The 19629-nt window shown below is 65.8% G+C and carries 17 protein-coding genes and 1 tRNA gene; 5 read left to right on the forward strand and 13 right to left on the reverse strand.

Translation table 11 applies throughout. The annotated features are described in order from the left end of the window. Positions 1 to 72: 72 nt before the first annotated feature. The 4 genes from proB to rplU all read right to left on the reverse strand — a co-directional run bounded on the left by proB (position 73) and on the right by rplU (position 3103). Complete coding sequence (proB, locus tag HNP55_RS19235; protein WP_184303160.1) at positions 73 to 1194, reverse strand: glutamate 5-kinase; 1122 nt, start codon at positions 1192 to 1194, stop codon at positions 73 to 75. Then, positions 1191 to 2273, reverse strand: coding sequence for a GTPase ObgE (gene obgE / locus HNP55_RS19240; protein ID WP_184303163.1), 1083 nt, complete (start codon positions 2271 to 2273; stop codon positions 1191 to 1193). Before obgE ends, proB begins: the two co-directional genes overlap by 4 nt. A 215-nt stretch (positions 2274 to 2488) precedes the next feature. Then, entirely contained in the window at positions 2489 to 2746 is a 258-nt protein-coding gene (gene rpmA / locus HNP55_RS19245; protein WP_184303166.1) for a 50S ribosomal protein L27, read from the reverse strand. Between the two features lie 45 nt (positions 2747 to 2791). Then, the gene (gene rplU / locus HNP55_RS19250) at positions 2792 to 3103 is read right to left on the reverse strand and encodes a 50S ribosomal protein L21 (RefSeq protein ID WP_058720709.1); all 312 of its coding nucleotides are present in this window, start codon (positions 3101 to 3103) and stop codon (positions 2792 to 2794) included. A gap of 339 nt (positions 3104 to 3442) precedes the next feature. Here rplU and ispB point away from each other — a divergent pair, with 339 nt between their 5' ends. From ispB to HNP55_RS19265, 3 genes are all read left to right on the forward strand, one after another. Further along, the gene (gene ispB, locus HNP55_RS19255; RefSeq protein ID WP_409993759.1) at positions 3443 to 4405 is read left to right on the forward strand and encodes an octaprenyl diphosphate synthase; all 963 of its coding nucleotides are present in this window, start codon (positions 3443 to 3445) and stop codon (positions 4403 to 4405) included. A gap of 104 nt (positions 4406 to 4509) precedes the next feature. Then, positions 4510 to 4586, forward strand: a tRNA-Pro gene (locus HNP55_RS19260). A 176-nt stretch (positions 4587 to 4762) separates the two neighbouring features. Further along, entirely contained in the window at positions 4763 to 5365 is a 603-nt protein-coding gene (locus HNP55_RS19265) for a 2-hydroxychromene-2-carboxylate isomerase (RefSeq protein WP_184303169.1), read from the forward strand. 18 nt (positions 5366 to 5383) lie between these two features. Here HNP55_RS19265 and HNP55_RS19270 read toward each other — a convergent pair whose 3' ends face one another. Continuing rightward, entirely contained in the window at positions 5384 to 5635 is a 252-nt protein-coding gene (locus HNP55_RS19270) for a hypothetical protein (protein WP_184303172.1), read from the reverse strand. Positions 5636 to 5949: 314 nt separating this feature from the next. Here HNP55_RS19270 and HNP55_RS19275 point away from each other — a divergent pair, with 314 nt between their 5' ends. After that, the gene (locus HNP55_RS19275; protein WP_184303175.1) at positions 5950 to 7617 is read left to right on the forward strand and encodes a methyl-accepting chemotaxis protein; all 1668 of its coding nucleotides are present in this window, start codon (positions 5950 to 5952) and stop codon (positions 7615 to 7617) included. Between the two features lie 10 nt (positions 7618 to 7627). Here HNP55_RS19275 and recD read toward each other — a convergent pair whose 3' ends face one another. The 4 genes from recD to HNP55_RS19295 all read right to left on the reverse strand — a co-directional run bounded on the left by recD (position 7628) and on the right by HNP55_RS19295 (position 17586). Continuing rightward, positions 7628 to 9580, reverse strand: coding sequence for an exodeoxyribonuclease V subunit alpha (gene recD / locus HNP55_RS19280; protein ID WP_184303178.1), 1953 nt, complete (start codon positions 9578 to 9580; stop codon positions 7628 to 7630). Further along, entirely contained in the window at positions 9577 to 13326 is a 3750-nt protein-coding gene (gene recB / locus HNP55_RS19285; protein WP_184303181.1) for an exodeoxyribonuclease V subunit beta, read from the reverse strand. Before recB ends, recD begins: the two co-directional genes overlap by 4 nt. Continuing rightward, a complete protein-coding gene (gene recC, locus HNP55_RS19290; RefSeq protein WP_184303185.1) occupies positions 13319 to 16864 on the reverse strand; it encodes an exodeoxyribonuclease V subunit gamma in 3546 nt (1181 codons plus the stop codon). Before recC ends, recB begins: the two co-directional genes overlap by 8 nt. Positions 16865 to 17013: 149 nt before the next feature. Continuing rightward, positions 17014 to 17586: a hypothetical protein gene (locus HNP55_RS19295; RefSeq protein WP_221439684.1), complete on the reverse strand. Its 573-nt coding sequence runs from the start codon at positions 17584 to 17586 to the stop codon at positions 17014 to 17016. Positions 17587 to 17717: 131 nt separating this feature from the next. Here HNP55_RS19295 and HNP55_RS19300 point away from each other — a divergent pair, with 131 nt between their 5' ends. Continuing rightward, complete coding sequence (locus HNP55_RS19300; RefSeq protein ID WP_184303191.1) at positions 17718 to 18131, forward strand: SRPBCC domain-containing protein; 414 nt, start codon at positions 17718 to 17720, stop codon at positions 18129 to 18131. A gap of 47 nt (positions 18132 to 18178) precedes the next feature. On the opposite strand, the gene HNP55_RS19305 is transcribed toward HNP55_RS19300, so the two are convergent. The 4 genes from HNP55_RS19305 to HNP55_RS24010 all read right to left on the reverse strand — a co-directional run. Continuing rightward, positions 18179 to 18433: a type II toxin-antitoxin system ParD family antitoxin gene (locus HNP55_RS19305; RefSeq protein WP_246448539.1), complete on the reverse strand. Its 255-nt coding sequence runs from the start codon at positions 18431 to 18433 to the stop codon at positions 18179 to 18181. 68 nt (positions 18434 to 18501) lie between these two features. Beyond that, positions 18502 to 18891 (reverse strand): RidA family protein, encoded by a 390-nt coding sequence (locus tag HNP55_RS19310; protein ID WP_184303198.1) that lies wholly within the window; start codon positions 18889 to 18891, stop codon positions 18502 to 18504. A 127-nt stretch (positions 18892 to 19018) separates the two neighbouring features. Then, a complete protein-coding gene (locus tag HNP55_RS19315) occupies positions 19019 to 19306 on the reverse strand; it encodes a hypothetical protein (RefSeq protein WP_221439685.1) in 288 nt (95 codons plus the stop codon). Continuing rightward, positions 19291 to 19629: hypothetical protein (locus HNP55_RS24010; protein WP_221439686.1), on the reverse strand; the 339-nt coding region annotated here is incomplete at its 5' end. The genes HNP55_RS24010 and HNP55_RS19315, both read right to left, overlap by 16 nt.

Here is a 19629-nt window from a genome sequence, read left to right on the forward strand (position 1 = left end):
CACTGCAGCCTCGTCTGCACATCAAAAAGCCGGCGCAAAGCGTCGGCTTTTTTCATTCCGCCGCGGCTGAGTTCAGCTGAGCAGGATCAGATTGTCGCGATGGATCAGCTCATGCTCGGCCACATAGCCCAGCACCCGCTCGATCTCGCTGGAAGGCTTGCGTGCGATCAGGCGAGCCTCGGCGCTGGAGTAATTCGTCAGGCCCCGGGCCAGCTCCACACCGGCGCCGTCGCGCACAGCAATCACATCGCCGCGCTGGAAGTCACCCTGCACCTCTTGCACGCCGATGGACAGCAGGCTCTTGCCCTCGCCTTGCAGCTTGGCCGCCGCACCGGCATCCACCAACACCGCACCGCGCAGCTGCAGATGGTCGGCCATCCACTGCTTGCGCGCCGCGAGCTTGGGCGTGCTGGCCAGCAAGGCCGTGCCAATCGCCTCGCCCGCAGCCAGGCGCAAGAGCACATCGGGCTCGCGGCCCCAGGCGATGACGGTGTTGGCACCGCTACCCGCCGCACGCTTGGCCGCCAGGATCTTGGTGATCATGCCGCCGCGCCCCAGGGATGAGCCGGCGCCGCCGGCCATCTGCTCCAGCTCGGGCGTACCGGCCTGGGCTTGGTCGATGAAACGGGCTTGAGGATCTTTGCGCGGATCGGCCGAGTAAAGGCCGCGCTGGTCGGTCAGGATGATCAAGGCATCGGCCTCGACCAGATTGGCCACCAGGGCGCCCAGGGTGTCGTTGTCGCCGAACTTGATTTCGTCGTTGACGACGGTATCGTTTTCATTGATGACCGGCAGCACGCGATGCTGCAGCAGGGTCAGCAGGGTGGAGCGCGCATTGAGGTAGCGCTCGCGATCGGCCAGGTCCGCATGGGTCAGCAGCACTTGCGCGCTGCCCATGCCCTGCTCCCGCAGCTTGGTCTCATACATCTGGGCCAGGCCCATCTGGCCCACCGCCGCCGCCGCCTGCAACTCATGCAGCTCCTTGGGCCGGGTGGTCCAGCCCAGGCGCTTCATGCCCTCGGCAATGGCGCCGCTGGACACCATGATCAATTCACGTCCATCGGCCGCCAAGGCCGCCAACTGGCGGCACCAGTTGGCGATGGCCTCGGCATCCACCCCGCGACCTTCGTTGGTCACCAGGCTGGAACCCACTTTGACGACAATGCGCCGCGCGCCTCTCAGCGCGCTGCTCATACCGCCTCGTCTTCGGCCGCAGCGGGCTTGCCCTCGGGAAAGCGCGGATCCACTTCGTTGATGACGCGCTGGGCCGAGGCCACATGGTCATAAATGGCGTGCACCAGACCCTGGCAGCCATCGCGTGTCAGCGCCGAGATCTCGAACACCGGGCCCTTCCACTTGTAGCGCTTGAGGAAGTCCTTGACGCGCTTGGCACGCTCGTCCTCGGGCACCATGTCCAGCTTGTTCAGCACCAGCCAGCGCGGCTTGTCATACAAGGCCTCGTCGTACTTCTTCAGCTCGGCCACGATGGCCTTGGCCTCGGCGACAGGGTCCACCGCCGGGTCAAACGGCGCCAGGTCAACGACGTGCAAAAGCAAACGGGTGCGCTGCAGATGGCGCAAGAATTGGTGGCCCAGACCGGCTCCCTCGGCCGCACCTTCGATCAGGCCGGGGATGTCGGCCACCACAAAGCTCTTTTCCGGGCCCACGCGCACCACACCCAGATTTGGATAAAGCGTCGTGAAGGGATAGTCAGCGATCTTGGGTCGCGCATTGGAGACGGCCGTGATCAGCGTGGACTTGCCCGCATTGGGCTGACCCAGCAGGCCCACATCGGCCAGCACGCGCAGTTCCAGCTTGACCTTCTTGGCCTCGCCGGGCCAGCCGGGCGTCTTCTGGCGCGGGGCGCGATTGGTGCTGGTCTTGAAATGCAGATTGCCGAAACCACCGTCGCCACCCTTGGCCAGCAGGACCTTCTCGCCCGGTTCCAGCAACTCGGCAATCACGGTATCGGTTTCCAGGTCGCGGATGATGGTGCCGACCGGCATGCGCAGGATGACATCGTCAGAGGCCGCACCATAGCAGTCCGAGCCCCGTCCGGCCTCGCCGTTACGGGCCTCGTGACGGCGCGCATAGCGGTAGTCGATCAAGGTGTTGAGATTGATGTCGCCGACGGCAAACACACTGCCGCCGCGCCCGCCGTCACCGCCATCGGGTCCGCCGAAGGGGATGAATTTCTCGCGGCGAAAGCTCGCACAGCCGGCGCCACCATTGCCGGCCACGATATCGATGGTGGCTTCGTCTATGAACTTCATATCTTTGTTCTAAGCCTTGTTCGCTTTGCAAGCGGCTGCGGGGACTGGCGCTGGGCCAGTGCCTAATTTTAGGGCAAGCCGGATCTTCAGAACCCGCTGCCGCTAGAGGTCAGCCGCAAAAAAGCAAAAGCCCCGGCGAGCCGGGGCTTTGGGTCGCCGGCGGGCGGCTGCTGCCCCCATCGGCGAAGAGTGTCATCACGACGTCTGAATTAAATTCAGACCGGGGTGACGAACACGGTTTGGCGGCTCTTCTCACCCTTGATGGCGAACGACACTTGGCCGTCGACCAAGGCGAACAGCGTGTGGTCCTTGCCGATACCGACATTGCTGCCGGGATGGAACTTGGTACCGCGCTGACGCACGATGATGGAACCTGCAGAGATGGTCTGGCCGCCGAAGGCCTTCACACCCAACATCTTTGGTTTGGAGTCGCGGCCGTTCCGTGTGGAACCGCCGCCCTTTTTCTGTGCCATGGATTAGCTCCTTGAACTGTTAGCTAAAGAAGAAGACCTCGGCGCTCAGCCGTTCACCGTGCTGATCAACAGCTCGGTGAAGTTCTGGCGATGGCCTTGACTCTTCTTGTAGTGCTTGCGACGGCGCAGCTTGAAGATGCGCACTTTGTCGTGCCTACCGTGAGCCACAACTGTGGCGGAAACGCTTGCGCCCGCAACCAAGGGAGTGCCAATCTTCAATTCAGCGCCGTTACCGACAGCCAGAATCTGGTCGATCACAATCTCTTGGCCAACATCCGCAGCAATCTGTTCTATCTTGATCTTTTCGCCGGCCGCAACTTTGTATTGCTTACCGCCGGTTTTTATGACCGCGTACATATCAGCCCTTTCAATTAAACCTATCTGTGGCGACAGCCTCCTGGCATGGCTCCGGGTTCATTGCTGAGCCCCAAGCCTGAGCGCCTAGGCAAACACCCCGAAGTGCGCACACAGACCTATACCCTGCAACCCTGAAAGCGGCAGAGCCCGCGAGTATAGCACGCATTACTCGACTCACAAGCAAGATTCCCTAGACCCGACCCGGAGCGACGGGCCACACCGACAAAGCAGCGCCGCCGGGGAATCGGCCTTCTCGCTGTTCCTATAATCGCGCTTTCGTCCCAATGAGAGCCGAGAGTGCACGCTGCGTCTGCTTCGTCCCCCTCCACCCGTCCCGCCCTGAGCGAGGCACTCACCACCCTGACAGCAGAAATGCTGGAAGTGGATGCCGTGATTGCCAAGCGCCTGAGCTCGGACGTCGCGCTGATCAATCAGATCGCGGGTTATATCGTGCACGCTGGTGGCAAGCGCATGCGTCCCAAGCTGGTGCTGCTGTTCGCCAACGCCCTGGGCTATGACAAGCCCGGCCGTTTCGAGCTGGCCGCCGTGGTGGAGTTCATCCACACCGCCACCTTGCTGCACGACGATGTGGTGGACGAGTCATCCCTGCGCCGCGGCAAAAAGACCGCCAATGCCTTGTTCGGCAATGCCGCCAGCGTGCTGGTGGGCGACTTCCTCTACTCACGCGCCTTCCAGATGATGGTGTCGGTGAACCGCATGCGGGTGCTTGACGTGCTGGCCGAGGCGACCAATGTGATCGCCGAGGGCGAGGTCTTGCAGCTGATGAATATGCACGACCCGGACATCACGGTAGAGAGTTACTTGCGCGTCATCCGCTACAAGACCGCCAAGCTGTTCGAAGCCAGTGCTCGCCTGGGCGCCGTGTTGGCCGAAGCCGGCCCCGAGGTGGAAGAAGCCTGCGCCGGCTATGGCCGCGCCCTGGGCACCGCCTTCCAGCTGATCGACGATGTGCTGGACTACGAAGGTGATAGCGCCGCCCTGGGCAAGAACGTGGGCGACGATCTGCGCGAAGGCAAGACCACCCTGCCCTTGCTGATCGCCATGGAACGCGGCACGCCCGAACAAAAAGCCTTGCTGCGCCACGCCATCGAACATGGCGAGCTGGAGAAGCTCAGCGAGATCGTCGAGATCGTGCGCGCCACCGGCGCACTTGAAGCCACTCGTGAAGCCGCCAGAGCCGAAGCCAATTTAGCCAAAGATTGCCTGAAGCTGCTACCAGCCAATCAGTGGCGCGAATCTCTGCTAGAATTTGCGGCTCAGTCGGTTGAGCGGTCTTTCTAAAAGAATTGTTCGCAGATCCGCGCTGAAAAAGCATCCGAGCCGCCGCTTCCCCTGAAGCCCGGCAGCCGCTCTTGAGAAAGAGCGGTGTATCGGATCAAAAAAATCGGGGTGTAGCTTAGCCTGGTAGAGCGCTACGTTCGGGACGTAGAGGCCGGAGGTTCGAATCCTCTCACCCCGACCAGGAACAAAACGGCAAAGCCCAAGTGAATAAGTCACTTGGGCTTTTTGCATTCGGCTGCGCCAAATACGCGGTTTCTGCGTCGTCTGCCTCAGTGGGACACAGGCGATCCTTGATCGTATTCAGCTCGACTAGGCTGGCCCCTACAATCCGCGCCAAACTGATGGAGCCCCCTCGCCATGTCCGCGCCGATTGATTTCTACTTCGACTTCGCCTCGCCCTACGGTTATGTCGCCTCCGCCGCCATCGACAAGATCGCCGAGCGCCATGGCCGTGCCGTCAATTGGCATGCCATCGTGCTGGACGCCAATTTCACCTCGCTGGAACGCATCCGCATTCCCAAGAGCGTGATGCGCAGCGAGTACATCAGGCGCGACGCCGAACGCCTGGCCGCCTTCGAAGGCATCAAGTACAACACCCCCTCCACCCTGGGCCTGCACACCGAACAGGCGGCGCGCCTCTTCCACTGGGTCAATGACCGCAGCCCCGAACAGGGCCGCAGTTTTGCGCAGCGCGTGCTGCAAGCCTATTTTGTCGATGACCGCAATATCGCGGCCACCGAGGTGCTGCAGGAAATCGCCACCGAGATGGGCATTTCAGAAGAAGACTTCCACGAGGCCAGCAGCGCCTCCGCCAGCCGCGCGCGTCTGAAGGCCGAGGTCGATATGGCGGAAGCTCGTGGCGTCTTCGGCTCGCCCTTCTTCATCGTCGAGGGCGAGCGCTTCTGGGGCAATGATCGCCTGCCCCAGTTGGAACGCTGGCTCGCCAGCGGCCCCTACTAAGCAAGACCGGCTAGGCCCTTACTTGGGCAGCAGGCCGGCGGCCAGGCCGCGCAAGGCCGCCGCGTCCAAGGTCTTGCCAGGCTGGGCCTCGCAGATCTGCGCCACCCGCTGGAGCAAGCCGGCGGCAAAACGATGGGCGGCGGCCAGCGTCTCTTCGTCCGTGTCGTAGGTGTCATAAGCCTCGACGGCAACGCCGCTGTCGGAAGCGATGTGTTTGACGTCGATCTTGCGCGAAGCATTCGCGTTGTGAGGGGCGGGCGTGTTGGCCATGCGGAACTCCTGTTGAACAGGCTTCAATGTAATGGCTGCCGTCAGGCGCGCCGAACAGCTTGCGCATAAATCGAAGCGGGGTCAGGTCTTGCTAGCCAGCACCGCGCCCCGCCATTTCTGCCCCCTAAGCTTTGGGGGAGGCTGAACGCGCAAATCCGGACGCTCTGCCGAATTTGCCACGCCAGGCCCGACCTCGCACGAGTGAGGCGCAAATAGCCTTCACATTGCGGACCGCGCTGACCGATAGCCCCACTCACGGGGAGCATCTCGACGACTGCATCAGAACAGCGCGAGATCTGTGAGGAGTTAACGCTATGTCTTTCAGTCCGCCATTGGGTCTGCCGCAGCCCATCAACATTCCCGGCCAATTCACAAGATTCAAGGCCGTCGAGAGTGATGGCTACTTTTCTCACCATGGCATGTGGGCGCCCGGTGTGCGCGTCTTCCGCAATATGGGGTTCAAGGCCAAGGCCACCGTCATCAGCCTGGGCTTCATCTTGCCCATACTGGCCTTGATGATCTGGCTGCTGCAAGCCTTCAACGAGCAAGCCATGCATTCCCGCATGGACGCCACCCGCCAGCATGTGGAGCTGGCGCAGGGCATTCTGAGCTGGGCCCATGCCCAGGAAACCGAGGGCAAGCTGAGCCGCGAACAAGCCCAGACCCTGGCCAAGCAGCAGATCGCCAAGCTGCGCTACAACGAGCGCGAGTACTTCTGGATCAACGATTTGCAGCCGCGCATGGTCATGCACCCCACCAGGCCCGAGCTGGATGGCAAGGACTTGTCCAAGCACAAAGATCCCAAGGGCTTCGCCCTCTTCAATGCCTTTGTCGCCAAGGTGAAGGAGTCGGGCAAGGGCTTTGTGGCCTATCAATGGCCCAAGCCCGGCAGCGAGGAGCCGGTCGACAAGCTCTCCTATGTGCAAGGCTTTGAGCCCTGGGGTTGGATCGTCGGCACCGGCATTTATGTGGACGATTTGCGCACGGCCACGCTGCACCGCTTGGAGTTGTCCGGTGCCGTCGCCGCCTTTGTGCTGCTGGGCACCGGCTATCTCTTCCTGAGCTTTTTCCACGTCATGAACGGCGGCCTGGCGGAAACCCGCCGCCACCTGCAAGCCATGAGCAGCGGCGATCTGAGCACCACGCCCAAGCCCTGGGGGCGCGATGAGGTCTCAGGACTGATGCTGGAGCTCAGCGCCATGCAGGGCGCGCTGCGCGAGATGGTGCGCGGCGTGCGCGAGTCCAGCCACAAGATCCTGCACTCCAGCAGCGAGATCACCGGCGGCGCGCAAGATCTGTCGGCCCGCAGCGAACAGGCGGCCGCCAATCTAGAGGAATCGGCCGCCTCGATGGAGCAGATCAGCGCCACCATCAAGCAATCGGCCGCCCTCACCGCCGGAGCCTCCGAGGTGGCACGCCGCAATGCCGATGTGGCCCGCGACGGCGCCCGCGTGATCGAGGAAGTGGCCCTGACCATGGACGGCATACGCGGCGCCTCGGCCCGCATCGGCGAGATCATTGGCACGGTGGACGCCATCGCCTTCCAGACCAATATCCTGGCCCTGAACGCCGCCGTCGAAGCCGCCCGTGCCGGCGAACAAGGGCGCGGCTTTGCCGTGGTCGCCAGCGAGGTACGCATGCTGGCCCAACGCAGCGCCGACGCGGCCAAGGAGATCAAAGGCCTGATCGGCAGCAGCGTCGAGCAGGTGGAGAGCGGCACCACCATCGTGCGCCGCGCCGGCCAGACCATGGCCGACATCGTCAGCGCCTCGCAGCAGGTGGACCAGGTGCTGGATGAAATCGCCGGCGGAGCCCGTGAGCAAAGCCTGGGCATCAACCAGATCGGCCAGGCCGTGGCCGAGCTGGACCGCATGACTCAGCAGAACGCCGCCCTGGTGGAAGAGACCGTGGCCGCGGCCGCGGCCATGCAGCGCCAGGCCCAAGGCCTGGCCGACCAGGTCGAGCGCTTCAACCTGCCTTGAGACCAGCGCCTCAGCCGCCCAGCAGGTCCAGCAAACCGCTGGCGCGGCGGGTGCGGCGGCCCAGGGCCCAGGCGAAGCCGGGCGCCCAGCCCGTCACCAGGGTGAAGGCGCTGCGCGCCCGGGTGATGCCGGTGTACACCAGCTCGCGCGACATCACATGGCTGGCCTTGTCGGGCAGCACCAGCACCGTGTGCTCGAACTCCGAACCCTGGGACTTGTGCACCGTCATCGCAAACGCCGTCTCCACATCGGCCAGGCGGCTGACCGAGACCGAACGCAGGCTGCTGCCGTCAAGAAAAAAGGCCCGCAAGCCCCCCTCGCCAAAAGGCTTGAGCACGATGCCGATATCGCCGTTGAACACCCCCAGGCCCGTGTCATTGCGGGTCACCATGACGGGCCGGCCGGCATACCACTCGCCGTTCTTGCTCAGCAGGCCTTGCTGGATCAGCGCCCCCTCCACGGCCGCATTCAGGCCTTGCGCACCCCACTCGCCCTCGCGCACGGCGCAGAGCAGGCGGAAGCGCTCGAAGGCCTGGATCACCGCACAGGCCCAGGCCTCAAAGCCGGCCCGGTCCGGCGTGGCTGGGCCCTGGCGCAGCAGCTCCAGATACACACGGTAGCCGCCGGGCGCGCCGGCACGGCCGCGCTCGGCCAGTTGCAGAACCTGGGGCGGGCCGGGAGCGTCCAGCCACAGCAGATCCGCAGCGCCTTGCTTCAACAAGGCGGCCGCCGCCTTGCCATCGCCGCGATTGGCCGCCAGCGCCAGCTGGCCGATGGGGCCGCCGAAGCGCCGGCTCTCGCGCAGCATCACCGTCTGCTGAGACAGGGGCTTAGGTGCCAGCAAGGGCGGCAGCTGGTACTCGGGCGGCAGGGCACGCCCCGTCGTGGCCAGGGCGAAAGCCGCCGTCTCCGCCGAGTAGGCGCCGGCCTGCGCCTCGCTGCACAGATCGCCCAGCACCGCACCGGCCTCCACCGAGGCGAGCTGGTCCTTATCACCCAGAAAAATCACCCGGGCCGTGGGCGGCAAGGCTTCCAGCAGGCCGGCCATCATCTCCAGATGAATCATCGAGGCCTCGTCCACGATCAGCACATCCAGCGCCAGCGGCGTGGCCGCGTCGGCGCGCAGCTTGCGGGTGTCGGGTCTTGCCCCCAGCAGCGAATGCAGGGTGCGGGCCGCGCCCAGGGCCTGGGCCAACTCCGGCCGCGGCAGGCCGCAATCGAAGCCGGCCGGGATGTCCATCAAGGCCGCGGCGATGGACTGCTTGAGCCTGGCGGCCGCCTTGCCGGTGGGCGCGGCCAGGCCGACGCGCAGATGCTGGGGCCGGCGATCCAGCGCGAACAGCAGGGCCAGCAGGCGGGCGGCCGTATAGGTCTTGCCCGTGCCCGGTCCGCCGGTGATGACGGCAAAGCGGCCGCGCAAGGCCACGGCACAGGCGAATTTCTGCCAGTCAAAAACAGCGCTGGGCGGAAACAAGAGATCCAGGCGCTGACGCAAGGCCGTCTGATCCAGGGCCTCGGCGCCTAACTCGCAACGCCCCAGCACCTGGCGGGCGACCCGCTGCTCGTAAACCCAGTAACGGCGCAGGTAAAGCCGGCTGCCGCGCAAAACCAGCGGCGTGTTGGCCGCCTCGCGTTCTGCGCGGATTTCCACCAAGGCGCTGCCAGAAAGCTGGCCCAGCCAATCGGCCAGGCTGGGCGGCAGCTCGGCCAGCTGCGCCTGCAGAGCCGTCATGGCCTCGGCGGGCCAGCTCAGCAGATCCTCGGCGTCCTGCAGCAGATGGGCCAGGTCCAGGCAGCTATGGCCCCGCCCTTCCAGATGGCTCAGCAGGGCGGCGGCCAAGAGCAAGGCGGGCGGCGCGCCGGGCTCCAGCTCCTGCAGAAAGGCGGCAAACGCCGGGTCCAGGCGGCGCAGCCAGCCGGCTTCGCGCCAGGCCTGCAAATTCTTGATCAAGGCCGCGCTCATTGGGCAAGCTCCTCCACGCTCAACAAAGCATCCTCACGGAACAAGGCATCCAGCTTCTCCAACAAGTCCAGCGGCGGGGCGACCGTGTAACAGCCCCGGCCCGGGTGCTTGAGGCCACGCAGAAAAAAGAACACGGCGCCGCCCAGCTGTCGGGCCGGCTCGTAGGCCTCGCCCAGGCGGGCGCGCAGCAGGCGATGCAAGGCCAACAGATAGAGGGCGGCCTGCACCTCGTAGCGGTGCTGGGCCATGGCGCCCTCCAGCGCGGCCTCGCCGTAGTCGGCATCGCTATCGCCCAGGGCATTGGACTTGTAGTCCAGCACGTAGAAGCGCCCGCCCTGCTCGAACACCAGGTCGGCAAAACCCATCAACATGCCGCGCAACTCGCGCTGCGGCAAGGCCGGGCGGGCATGACCGGCCAGCAGATGCTGGCGGCAGAGCCGGTCCAGCTGGCTGGCCAGCAGGCCCTCGCTGGGGAACCAGAACTCCATCTCGGGCAGGGGCCGCTGGAGCTGGTCCAGGCTGGCGCCGACGCCGGGAATCTCGGTCGCACAGACCTGCGTCAGCCAGGCCACGAGGGCCTCGGCATGGCCGGCCCACAGCCCGCGCTCGCAGCGGCGCGTCAGCAGGGCACGCAGCTCGGCCGAGTCGCCGAGGCTGCCGCCCTGGGCCGCTTTCTCGCTCACCAGCCATTCCAGCTGATCGTGCAGGAAATTGCCGGCCAGAGCCCCCCGTGGGAAGGCATGCCAGGGCGCAGGGGCCGCCTCGGTTTCTGCAGGTTCGGTCTGCACAGGCTCTGGCGACGTGGCGGCTTGCTCGGACTCATCCTCACGCGCCGCCGCCACGGTCACGGCGGTGATCGCAGCCCCGGCATGCGGCAGGGCCCGCACCAGGGCGGAGAAGCTGCCTATCGTCCAGCGCCGCTCAAATTCAGCGTCATAAGCTTGCAGCTCGCGCAGCGCCGGCGGCGCTGCGCGAGGCAGCAAGCGGCCGGGTAGCGCGGGCTGGCCCGGCATCTCCAGCACCCGCATTTCCGCTTGGCCCTGGGCCAGCAGATGCACTTGCTCGGCCAGGCCTTCGCCGCTCAGCTTGTGCGGCCCGGCCAGCAGATAGCCCAGGGCGCTGCGATGGGCCGTGCTGTCCTTGCTGCCGCGTTGGCTGATCGCCGCCACACCCAGCCACAGGCTGTGGCGGGCGCGGGTCAGGGCGACGTAGAGCAGGCGCAAGTCCTCGCGCTGACGCTCACGGTCGGCGGCGGCGATCAGCTCGGGCGTGAGCTGCAGATGGAGGCTGGCCTCGCCCTGCTCGTCCGCCACCCACACATGGCTGCTGCGCCCGTCCACGCCGCGGAAGGCGCAGGCAAAGGGCAGGAAAACCAGCGGGTACTCCAGGCCCTTGGACTTGTGCACCGTCACCACCTTGACCAGATCGGCATCGCTCTCCAGGCGCAGGATCTGCTCCTCCCCGCCGCGCAGGCCGGCGCTGGCGATCTGGCCGGCCAGCCAGCGGATCAAGGCCTGCTCGCCCTCCAGCTGGCGGCTGGCGCTTTGCAGCATCTCGGCCAGATGCAGGACGTTGGTCAGCCGCCGCTCGCCCTGGTCTTCGCTGGCCAGCCAGCGCGCCGGCAGGTCCAGCAGATGCAGGGTCTGGCGCAACATGGCCAAAACACCTTGCCCACGCCAGACCTGGCGCAAGGCCTTGAGCTCCTCGCTGCGGCGGTCAAACACCTCGTCGTCCGCCGCCAGCACGCTCAGCTCGGCCAGGGACAAGCTCAGCGTCCGCGTCGCCAGGGCCGCGCGCACCAGCACGCTGTCCAGGGGCTGGGCCACGGCCTTCAGCCAGCGCATCAGGTCTTGCGCCTCCACGCTATTGAAGACCGAGTCCTTGTCCGAGAGATAGACCGAGGCCACGGCGCGCCGCCGCAGCTCGCGCCGCAGCGCCGCGGCCTCGCGCCCGGTACGCACCAGCACGGCGATATCGGCCGGCCGCAGGCGCACAAAGGCCTGGGTCTCGCTGTCCAGAAAACCGGCCTGGCTGTCGTTCAGCAAGTCCACGATGCGCTGCGCGCAATGGGCGGCAAACAGACGCTGGCTGCTGGCGCCGTCGCGCAGCTCGGCATCCAGCGCCAGGCTGAGCGCGGGCTGCTCACCATCGCCACACACAAAGCGCTGCTTGCGGCCCTTGGCGGCCACGGCCTCGAAGGGCAAGGGGTCGTCGTCCGGCCGGCGGAACATGAAGGCGCCCTCGCCCTCGCGCCGCTCGGCCCGCTCGAAGACATGGTTCACCGCCCGCACCAGGGCCTGGGTGGAACGGTGGTTGGTGCCCAGAACATAATGCCGCCCCTCGGTGGCACGGCGGGCCCGCAGATAGCTGTAGATGTCGGCGCCGCGAAAGCCGTAGATGGACTGCTTGGGGTCGCCGATCAGCAGCAGCGCCGTGTCGCTGCGATGCTCGGCGATGCGGTAGAGGCGCTCAAAAATACGCAGCTGCAGGGGCGAGGTGTCCTGGAACTCATCGATCAAGGCCACCGGGTACTGGGCCAGCATGCGGGCCCGCAAACGCTCGGCGGCCGCCCCATTCAAGGCCGGGTCCAGGGCCCGGTCCAGGCGATTCAATAAATCGGCAAAGCCGAAGGTGCCGGCCTTGAGTTTCAACTCGGCCAGACGCTGCTGGATGCGCGCCGTGGCATGCTGGCGCGCTAGCGCCGCCAAGTCGGGCAGGGCTTGCAAGGCCTGCATCAAGCGCCCGAAGGCGGCGAAATGCTCGGGCAGCTCAAACACGGCCTCGGGCTTCCAGGCCTTCTCCATCTCCTCGGGCCTGAAGCGGCTCAGGCCTGTTTTCATATCCGGGTAAGTGGCAGCGCCGGGCGCGCTGCTGTCCTCGCCCGCCCAGCTAGCCAAGGCGGCCAGCCAGCTGCTGTAATTCTTTTGATTGAGCGAGCGCTTGTCGAAGGGGCAGTTTTTGAGGGCGTAACACCCGTCCAGCCAACGCTGCATTTCAGCGGCGCGCTCCACCCAGCCCTGCTTCAAATCGGCCAGGGCGGTGGCGCGCTGCAGGCTCAGCTCTTCGATCAAGGCCCCCAAGCTGCCCGCGCCCGCCGCCGCGGGCATGGTGAAGTCCAACAGGCCACGCGCGTCCTTGGCCAGGGCATCGACATGGGGCCAGATGCCCAGGGCCTGCTCCAGCTCGGCCGCATGCAGGGGGTACAACTCGCTGCGCCAATAGTCCTGGGCGGCCAGGATCTGCAGCTCGCCCTCATTGCCCTGCAGCTCTTCGTCAAACAGACAGCCGCTGTCGAAGGCATGCTCGCGCAACATGCGCTGGCACCAGGCGTCGATGGTGTGCACGGCCGCGTCGTCCATGCTCTCGGCCGCCAGGGCCAGGGTCCAGGCGGCTCGCTCGCGCTGGGCACCCGCCGGGTAGGCTTGCAAGAGATCGCGCAAGAACTCGTCGTAATCGGCCTCATCGCCTTCACCTCGGAAGCAGCGCGCCGCCTCCAGCAGGCGGGAGCGGATGCGGTCCGACAGCTCGCGCGTGGCCGCGCGGGTGAAGGTCATCACCAAAATCTCGGCCGGCAACAGGGGGCGCTGGAAGGCCGTCGGCTCGGCCGAGTCGGCCTGCTCGCCATGGCCCAGCACCAGGCGCAGATAGAGGGCGGCAATGGTCCAGGTCTTGCCCGTGCCGGCGCTGGCCTCGATCAGGCGGCTGCCCCAGAGTGGGAAGCGCAGAGGATGGAGTGCTTCAGTCATCAGAAATCTCGTCACTGCCGTGCAGGCTCAGGCTTACGCTGCGATGCATCCACTGCAGCATGGGCTCGAACAAAAGCTTGGCGAACTGCTCGAAACGGCCGTCGGCGCTGAGGGCCGCAAAGTCGGGGAAGCTGCGCGCCAGGCAGGCTTCCTCGCCCTCGCCGCTCAGGCCGCCAAAGCCGCCGCCCTCGTAGACCTGGGCCACATCGCGCTGATCGGCCACCCAGGCCAGCGCGGTCTTGGCGGCAAACGGCAGGGGCTCGTCCATGCCTTGCCGCCAGCTTTGCAGCAAGGCGTTCAGGCATTCGATGGCCTCGTCCTGCGGCAAGGGGTTGACCTGGATCTGCGCATCGCGCCCCACCAGCACGCCCAGGGCGGGCTCGCCACAGGCGCTGGCCACCAGGCTGCGCAGCCAGGGGGCGAGCAAATGGTCGGCGCGCGGTGTGCGGTTTTTTTCATCGGCGCAGAGCCGGCTGGGCGAGAGCGTCAGCCACACCAGCTGCTCGGCCGCGGGCGCGGCCTGCAGGCCATCTAACCAGTCGTCCAGATGCACCGTGGCGCCATCCTCGGCCGTGGCCTCAAATTGCAGGCGCGCCATCGCCGCCTTGACCGGGAAGAGCGACTGCAGCTCCACCCAGGCCTTCAACATGGGCAGCAGGGTCTGCCCCAGCTGGCGTTCGGCACGCCGCCCCAGCTCGCCCAGAGGCAGGCGGCCGGCGGCCTGCACACGGCGGGTCTGCTCCTGGATCAGATCGCCGAGCAAGGCCTCGTCGACGTCATCGGCGGCCTCCCCAAGCGCCTCCAAGCTCATCAAGACCTCGTGGCTCAGCTCGCTCAGCAGCGCCCATTCATCCAGGCCGCCCAGGCCAAAGGCCTCGTCGTCCTCCAGGGCCTCTTCCTGATCGCGGAAGCGCACGTCCAGGCGTTGCTGGAAAAAGCTCTTCACGGGGTTCTTCAGGAATGCCGTCAAGGCCGCCAGATTGAGCGGCAGCTCGCGCGAGCCCAGCGCCACCTGGCCGGCCAGGCTGTCCGCTTCCATAACGCCATTCGTCTGCGCATGGGCCTGGCGCCACTCGCGGGCATAGGTGAACAAGTCCTGCGCCTGCGCCGCGCCGGGTTTGATCTCGAAATAGCTGCGGCTGAAGGGCTGCAGCGGGTGGTGGACGGTGCGCGCCGCCACCTCGGCCGCGCCCCAGCCCGAGGCCAGGTAGTCGCGCAGCTGCGAGACCAGCACCGAGGGCGGCTGCTCGCTGTTGTCGCGCACGCTGCGGCCGCTCCAGCTGATGTAGAGCTGCTGGCGGGCCGACAGCAAGGCCTCCAAAATCAGCTGGCGGTCGTCGTCCCGGCCTGAGCGGTCGCCGGGGCGCTGCTGGCCGGGCAGGCCCATCAGGTCGAAGTCGCTGCGGCGGCTGCGGCGCGGGTAATCGCCATCATTCATGCCCAGCAAGCAGACCAGCTCGAAGGGCACGGCCCGCATCGGCATCAGGGTGCAGAAGGTGAGGCCGCCGGCCTTGAAGCGGCGATTCAGCGTGGGCAGGTCCATGCCCGTCAACCAGGCCTCGCGCGCCAGCGGCAGCTCGATGTCTTGCGCAAACTCGGCCGTGTCGCAGGCGTTCAGCCATTGCGTCATCGCCGTCTGCAAAGCGCTCAGGGTCTGGCGTTCCTGCTCGTCCTGAGCGAGGAAAAAGGCCTCCATCAACCAGCGCCCGCGCTCGGCCCAGACCAGCGGCGCGACCGGGGTGGCCGCCAGCTCCCGCCAGGCCTGCAAGGCGCCCAGCAGATCGGCCAGGCAGCCGGCCAAGGCGGCGTCCAGGCCGCCCACCTCGGGGTAGGCGGCAATGCCCTGGAAGGCTTCGGCCTGGGCCGTGGTGTCGCCCACCGCATAGCCCAAGAGAATGCGGCGCAGGCCGAACACCCAGCTGTTCTGCTCGCCACAGGCGGCCAGGCCCAGCTCCGAGCGCTGCGCCTCGTTCAGGCCCCAGCGGATGCCGGCGCCCTCCATCCACTGGCTCAGGCGCGGCAGGTCGGCGGCGACCAGGCCGAAGCGCGCGGCCAGGCCGGGCACGTCCAGCAGATCGCGCACCTCGCTGAGGCGGCAGCGCTGCTGCGGCAGGCGCAGCAACCACTCCAGCGCGATCATCAAGGGGTTGTGGCCGCGCTCCTTCAGGTCGGCAATATCGAAGGGGATGAAGCGCGAGTCGCCCCGGCCGTACTGGCCGAACACCGAGCGTATGGCGGGGGCGAAGGCGTCGATGTCCGGCACCATAACGACGATATCGCGCGGCTGCAAACCGCCCTCGGCCAGGCGTTTGAGCAACTGATCCTGCAAGACCTCCAGCTCGCGCTGGGCGCCGTGGGCGATGTGGAAGACGATGGAGCGGTCGTCCGCATCAAGCGCCACGGGCTCATGCTCGGCCAGGGGCACCAGGTCGCGGATGCGGGCCTGCACCTGGCCCAGCCAGTGCGCCCCCTCGCCCTCGTCAAACAGATCGATCTTGGCCTGGGCAAAACGGGCTTGCGCCTGCAAGGCGTCGTCAAAAGCGTCGAGCTGGCGCACAAAATCGCGGCCCTGGCGGCCCCAGCTGGCCAGCAGGGGGTGGGCATGCTGGTGCATGGCCTCCAGGCCCAGCTCGGCCAGGTCCAGGCCCTTGCGCAAGGGCTGGCGGCGGCGGCTCTGCCTGAGCAGTTCGCGGCCCTCGATGATGTCGGCCCAGTGGTAGCGGCAGGGGTTGGGGATGGCCAGCAAGACCTGGCAGCGCTCCGACAAGGCGGCCAGGGCCTGCAGGGTCTGCATGGGCACATGGGTCATGCCGAACAGCACGACGCGGCGGGCCATGGGCGTGACGGGCGCGCGCCCCGCCTGCAAGGCGGCCACAAAGCGCTGGTGCAGCTGCGGCCGGCTGGCGGCGCGCTCCGTGGCAGTCAGCGGCGCCTGCAAGGCGCGCCACAGCAAGGGCTGCCAGCGCTGATCGGCGGGCAGGCTGGGGCTGTTGTGCAGATCCTGGCCGCTCTGCTGAATCAACACGTCATGGCCCTGGCCCCAGGCGTCCAGCCAATCGCTGCGGTAGACCTGGTACTGGTCAAACAAATCGGCCAGGCGCTGGGCCAGCTGCAGGCGCCGCTCCATGCCGCCCAGGCGCAAAAAACCGGCCAGCGGCTCATAGCCCGGCTGCGCTTGCAGCTGCGGCAGCAGCTGCATCAGGCGCCAGGTCATGGGCAGCTTGTCCAGCATGGACTCCGCCGGCACGGCCGAACGCCCCAGCAGCTGCCGATAGGCCCGCCACAGAAAGCGCCCCGGCAGCTCCACCCGGGTGGCGGCGCAGATGCCGGTCTGGCTGGCCAGCAGCATCTTCAACCACTCGGCCACGCCATTGCTCTGCACCAGGAAAATCTCTTCCTCCAGCGGCCCCAGGGGTTGGCGCCGCAACCACTCGAACACCGCCTCGCCCAAAAGCTCGGCGCGATTGCCGTGCAGGACCAGCAGGCCGGGGGTGATGGGCGTGAGATTAGGAAGATCGGCGGGGGGACGCTCAGTCATAAGGCGGTAAAGCGGCGACGATATTTATTGAATAATTTGCTGCGGCAAAGCTGTGAGCCGCTAGCCTGTTGGCATTGTCAGTCGGGGCAAGCCTGAAAAGTAAAACAAATCGCCCAGGCTTCGGACATGGAAAGATAAACTGGCCTTCTCTAACTCACAACGTCAGCTGACTTTCTTGGTGGCAAAGGCCACTTGCAATCAACATGATCCTGAGAGATTTCGCCTTCAGTTTGGTGAATCCAATACTTGATCTCGATGTCAACAGAATCAATCTCAGCGCTTAGCCCACCGCCAACCTTAGAAGGGGGAATCAGGTGACCTATCCGCTTGGAAAGTCCGTATAGCTGAAGCAGCTCACGCAGATAGGACACGCGCTTTTCAAACAGCTCGTCCTGCGCTTCCAACGAGGCAGATGCTCCGTTAACCTTATCTCCTACAAAGACGAACACCTCGATATCGCATTCATGCACAGGAGTTGGATAACGATACAGCAGCAGGTGAACAAAGTTAGCGAACTTAGCGCGCTCAACTGCCTGCAATGCGACAGCGCCGGGCTGAAATCGCAAAGAAGTACCGAGCGCGCCAAAGGGTTCAGCTACGACGAAGGCACGAATACTCATCAATGGGAAAAGGCCGAGAAGAACAAACAATGCCACAGCAAAAAATCGGCGCATATGCAGAAGTTCAATGGAATAACTGCCAGCTATTGTGACCCTGCGCAAGTTCGACCTTCAGTCGGTTATGCCGTGATGCGGAACAGCCGGGCCAGCCTTCCAATAAAGTGGGCAGTCGCAAAGTACTGCGGTTTAGCCTCGATGCCAGAATTTGGCCCTTCCCCCATCCTAAAACTCCCATGAAAATCACCGTCAGCACCCTCGTCAAAGCCCCGCTCGCCGAAGTCTGGCGCGCCTACAACTCGCCTGCGGACATCAAGGTCTGGAACACCGCCTCGCCGGACTGGCACACCACCGCCTCCAGCGTCGATCTGCGCGTGGGCGGCAAGTTTTCCTCACGCATGGAAGCCAAGGACGGCTCCTTCGGCTTTGACTTCGCGGGCGAGTACACGGCCGTGCAGGCACCGACTCATCTGGCCTACCGTTTCGGCGATAGGCTGGGTGTTGTTGATTTTTCCGAGGGACCGGCGGGCGTCAGCGTAACGGTTACGTTTGACGGTGAAGCCAGCCATAGCGAAGAGCAGCAGCGCACGGGCTGGCAGGCCATTCTGGACAGCTTTGCGCGGCATGTGGAGACGAAGCGGCAGGGCTGAAGCCAGCACCCGGCCCACCGCCACCAGATCGGGCTCGAAGAAGTGGATCAGGAACTGGCGCTCCGACCCAATTTCCCGATGAAGTCTTCCAGCTGACCGTCGGCAACATCGACGTAGCGTCCGGCCGAAATATCCGCCCAGCCCTGATGGGCCGCTTGCTGGAGTGCCCTGAGCTTGGCATCCTGATGAATGTGCTCGCGCTCCTCGATGAGGCGCAAGCCGTCGCGCAGCACCTCGCCAGCGCTTCGGTAGCGCCCGGACCGAATCAAAGTCTCCACCAACTCGTGTTGATGCTCGCTCAAGACAATCTTCCGTGTGGGCATGTTCTTGGCTCCAAAACACATTTACCAGCCAGCTCAGGCGCCCAGCATCAAGCCCGCTTCAAAGCCGTCACCTCGATCTCGATGCGCATGCGCGGGTCGGCCAGGCCGGCCGAGATCATCATGGCGGCGGGGCGGATGTCGCCAAAGTAACGGCGCAGAATCGGCCAGCACTGAGGAAACTCATCGCCCTTGGGCAGCACATAGGTGACGCGCACCACGTCTTGCAGGCTGGCGCCGGCCTGCTGCAGAGCCGCCTCGATATTCTTCAGACACTGCTCGGTTTGCTCGGGCAGACCCTCGGCAATCGTCATGCTGGCGTAGTCGAAGCCGGTGGTGCCCGAGACGAACACCCAATCGCCCTGGACGACGGCGCGGGAGTAGCCGATCTCGGCCTCGAAGCTGGAGCCGGAGCTGATCAGGGTTCTTTGGGTTTGCATGGCTGTTGGGTCAAGAGTGGCTGTGAGGGGCACAGCATGCCACGTCCAAGCTCGGCTCAGCCCATCCGCGTGTATCGCAGCTGGGCCTTCGCCAGCCACAAACGCCTTCCGGCGTTTGTGCGCGGGCTCAGCGTCGCCCCTGCGCCGCCTTCACCACGCTGTGCAGATCCAGGGCTTCGGGCTCGGGGCCGGCCTGGCGCGAGCTTTGCGTGACCTTGGCCAGCATCTGGCTCAGATCTCCCAAGACGCCCAGGTCCAGGGCCGGCGTTTGCGGGGTCTGGGGCAGGTGGATGCTGGCCAGGTTCAGCGCCTGGGCTTGCGGCTGCTGGGCCGAGAATTCGGGCAGCTGGATCTGGCCAAGATCGAGTGGCGCAGGCCCGGCATTGGCTTCGCCCGCCTTCAGGTCGATGTGCAAAAAAGCCGCCAGCTCGGCGCGCTCGCGCTCGGCTTGCACTTCGCGGGCCAGGCGCGCGCTTTCGCGTTCGGCGGCCTCCTGGGCCGCCGCCTGCTGAGCCGCAGCCAGGGCTCTGGCTTGCTGGGCTTTGCGCTCGGTGCTTCTCGCAGCGACCCGGGCTCGGGCGCGAGCGCGCTTTGCTTCTCGCTCTGCTTGGGCCTGGAGTTCTGAAGCGCGTTCAGCCGCCGCGCGTTCAGCCGCCGCGCGTTCAGCCGCCGCGCGTTCAGCCGCCGCGCGTTCAGCCGCCGCGCGTTCAGCCGCCGCGCGTTCAGCCGCCGCGCGTT

Origin of the sequence: Roseateles oligotrophus (genome assembly GCF_014204525.1) — a bacterium.
In the GTDB taxonomy this organism is placed as follows: Bacteria; Pseudomonadota; Gammaproteobacteria; order Burkholderiales; family Burkholderiaceae_C; genus Paucibacter_A; species Paucibacter_A oligotrophus_A.

Bases quoted from the DNA above. Each gene is read 5' to 3' on its own strand.
- HNP55_RS19275 (WP_184303175.1), top strand. From the start codon at position 5,950: ATGTCTTTCAGTCCGCCATTGGGTCTGCCGCAGCCCATCAACATTCCC.
- HNP55_RS19300 (WP_184303191.1), top strand. From the start codon at position 17,718: ATGAAAATCACCGTCAGCACCCTCGTCAAAGCCCCGCTCGCCGAAGTC.
- HNP55_RS19310 (WP_184303198.1), bottom strand. From the start codon at position 18,891: ATGCAAACCCAAAGAACCCTGATCAGCTCCGGCTCCAGCTTCGAGGCC.
- rplU (WP_058720709.1), bottom strand. From the start codon at position 3,103: ATGTACGCGGTCATAAAAACCGGCGGTAAGCAATACAAAGTTGCGGCC.
- proB (WP_184303160.1), bottom strand. From the start codon at position 1,194: ATGAGCAGCGCGCTGAGAGGCGCGCGGCGCATTGTCGTCAAAGTGGGT.
- HNP55_RS19265 (WP_184303169.1), top strand. From the start codon at position 4,763: ATGTCCGCGCCGATTGATTTCTACTTCGACTTCGCCTCGCCCTACGGT.
- rpmA (WP_184303166.1), bottom strand. From the start codon at position 2,746: ATGGCACAGAAAAAGGGCGGCGGTTCCACACGGAACGGCCGCGACTCC.
- recC (WP_184303185.1), bottom strand. From the start codon at position 16,864: ATGACTGAGCGTCCCCCCGCCGATCTTCCTAATCTCACGCCCATCACC.
- recD (WP_184303178.1), bottom strand. From the start codon at position 9,580: ATGAGCGCGGCCTTGATCAAGAATTTGCAGGCCTGGCGCGAAGCCGGC.
- HNP55_RS19270 (WP_184303172.1), bottom strand. From the start codon at position 5,635: ATGGCCAACACGCCCGCCCCTCACAACGCGAATGCTTCGCGCAAGATC.
- recB (WP_184303181.1), bottom strand. From the start codon at position 13,326: ATGACTGAAGCACTCCATCCTCTGCGCTTCCCACTCTGGGGCAGCCGC.
- obgE (WP_184303163.1), bottom strand. From the start codon at position 2,273: ATGAAGTTCATAGACGAAGCCACCATCGATATCGTGGCCGGCAATGGT.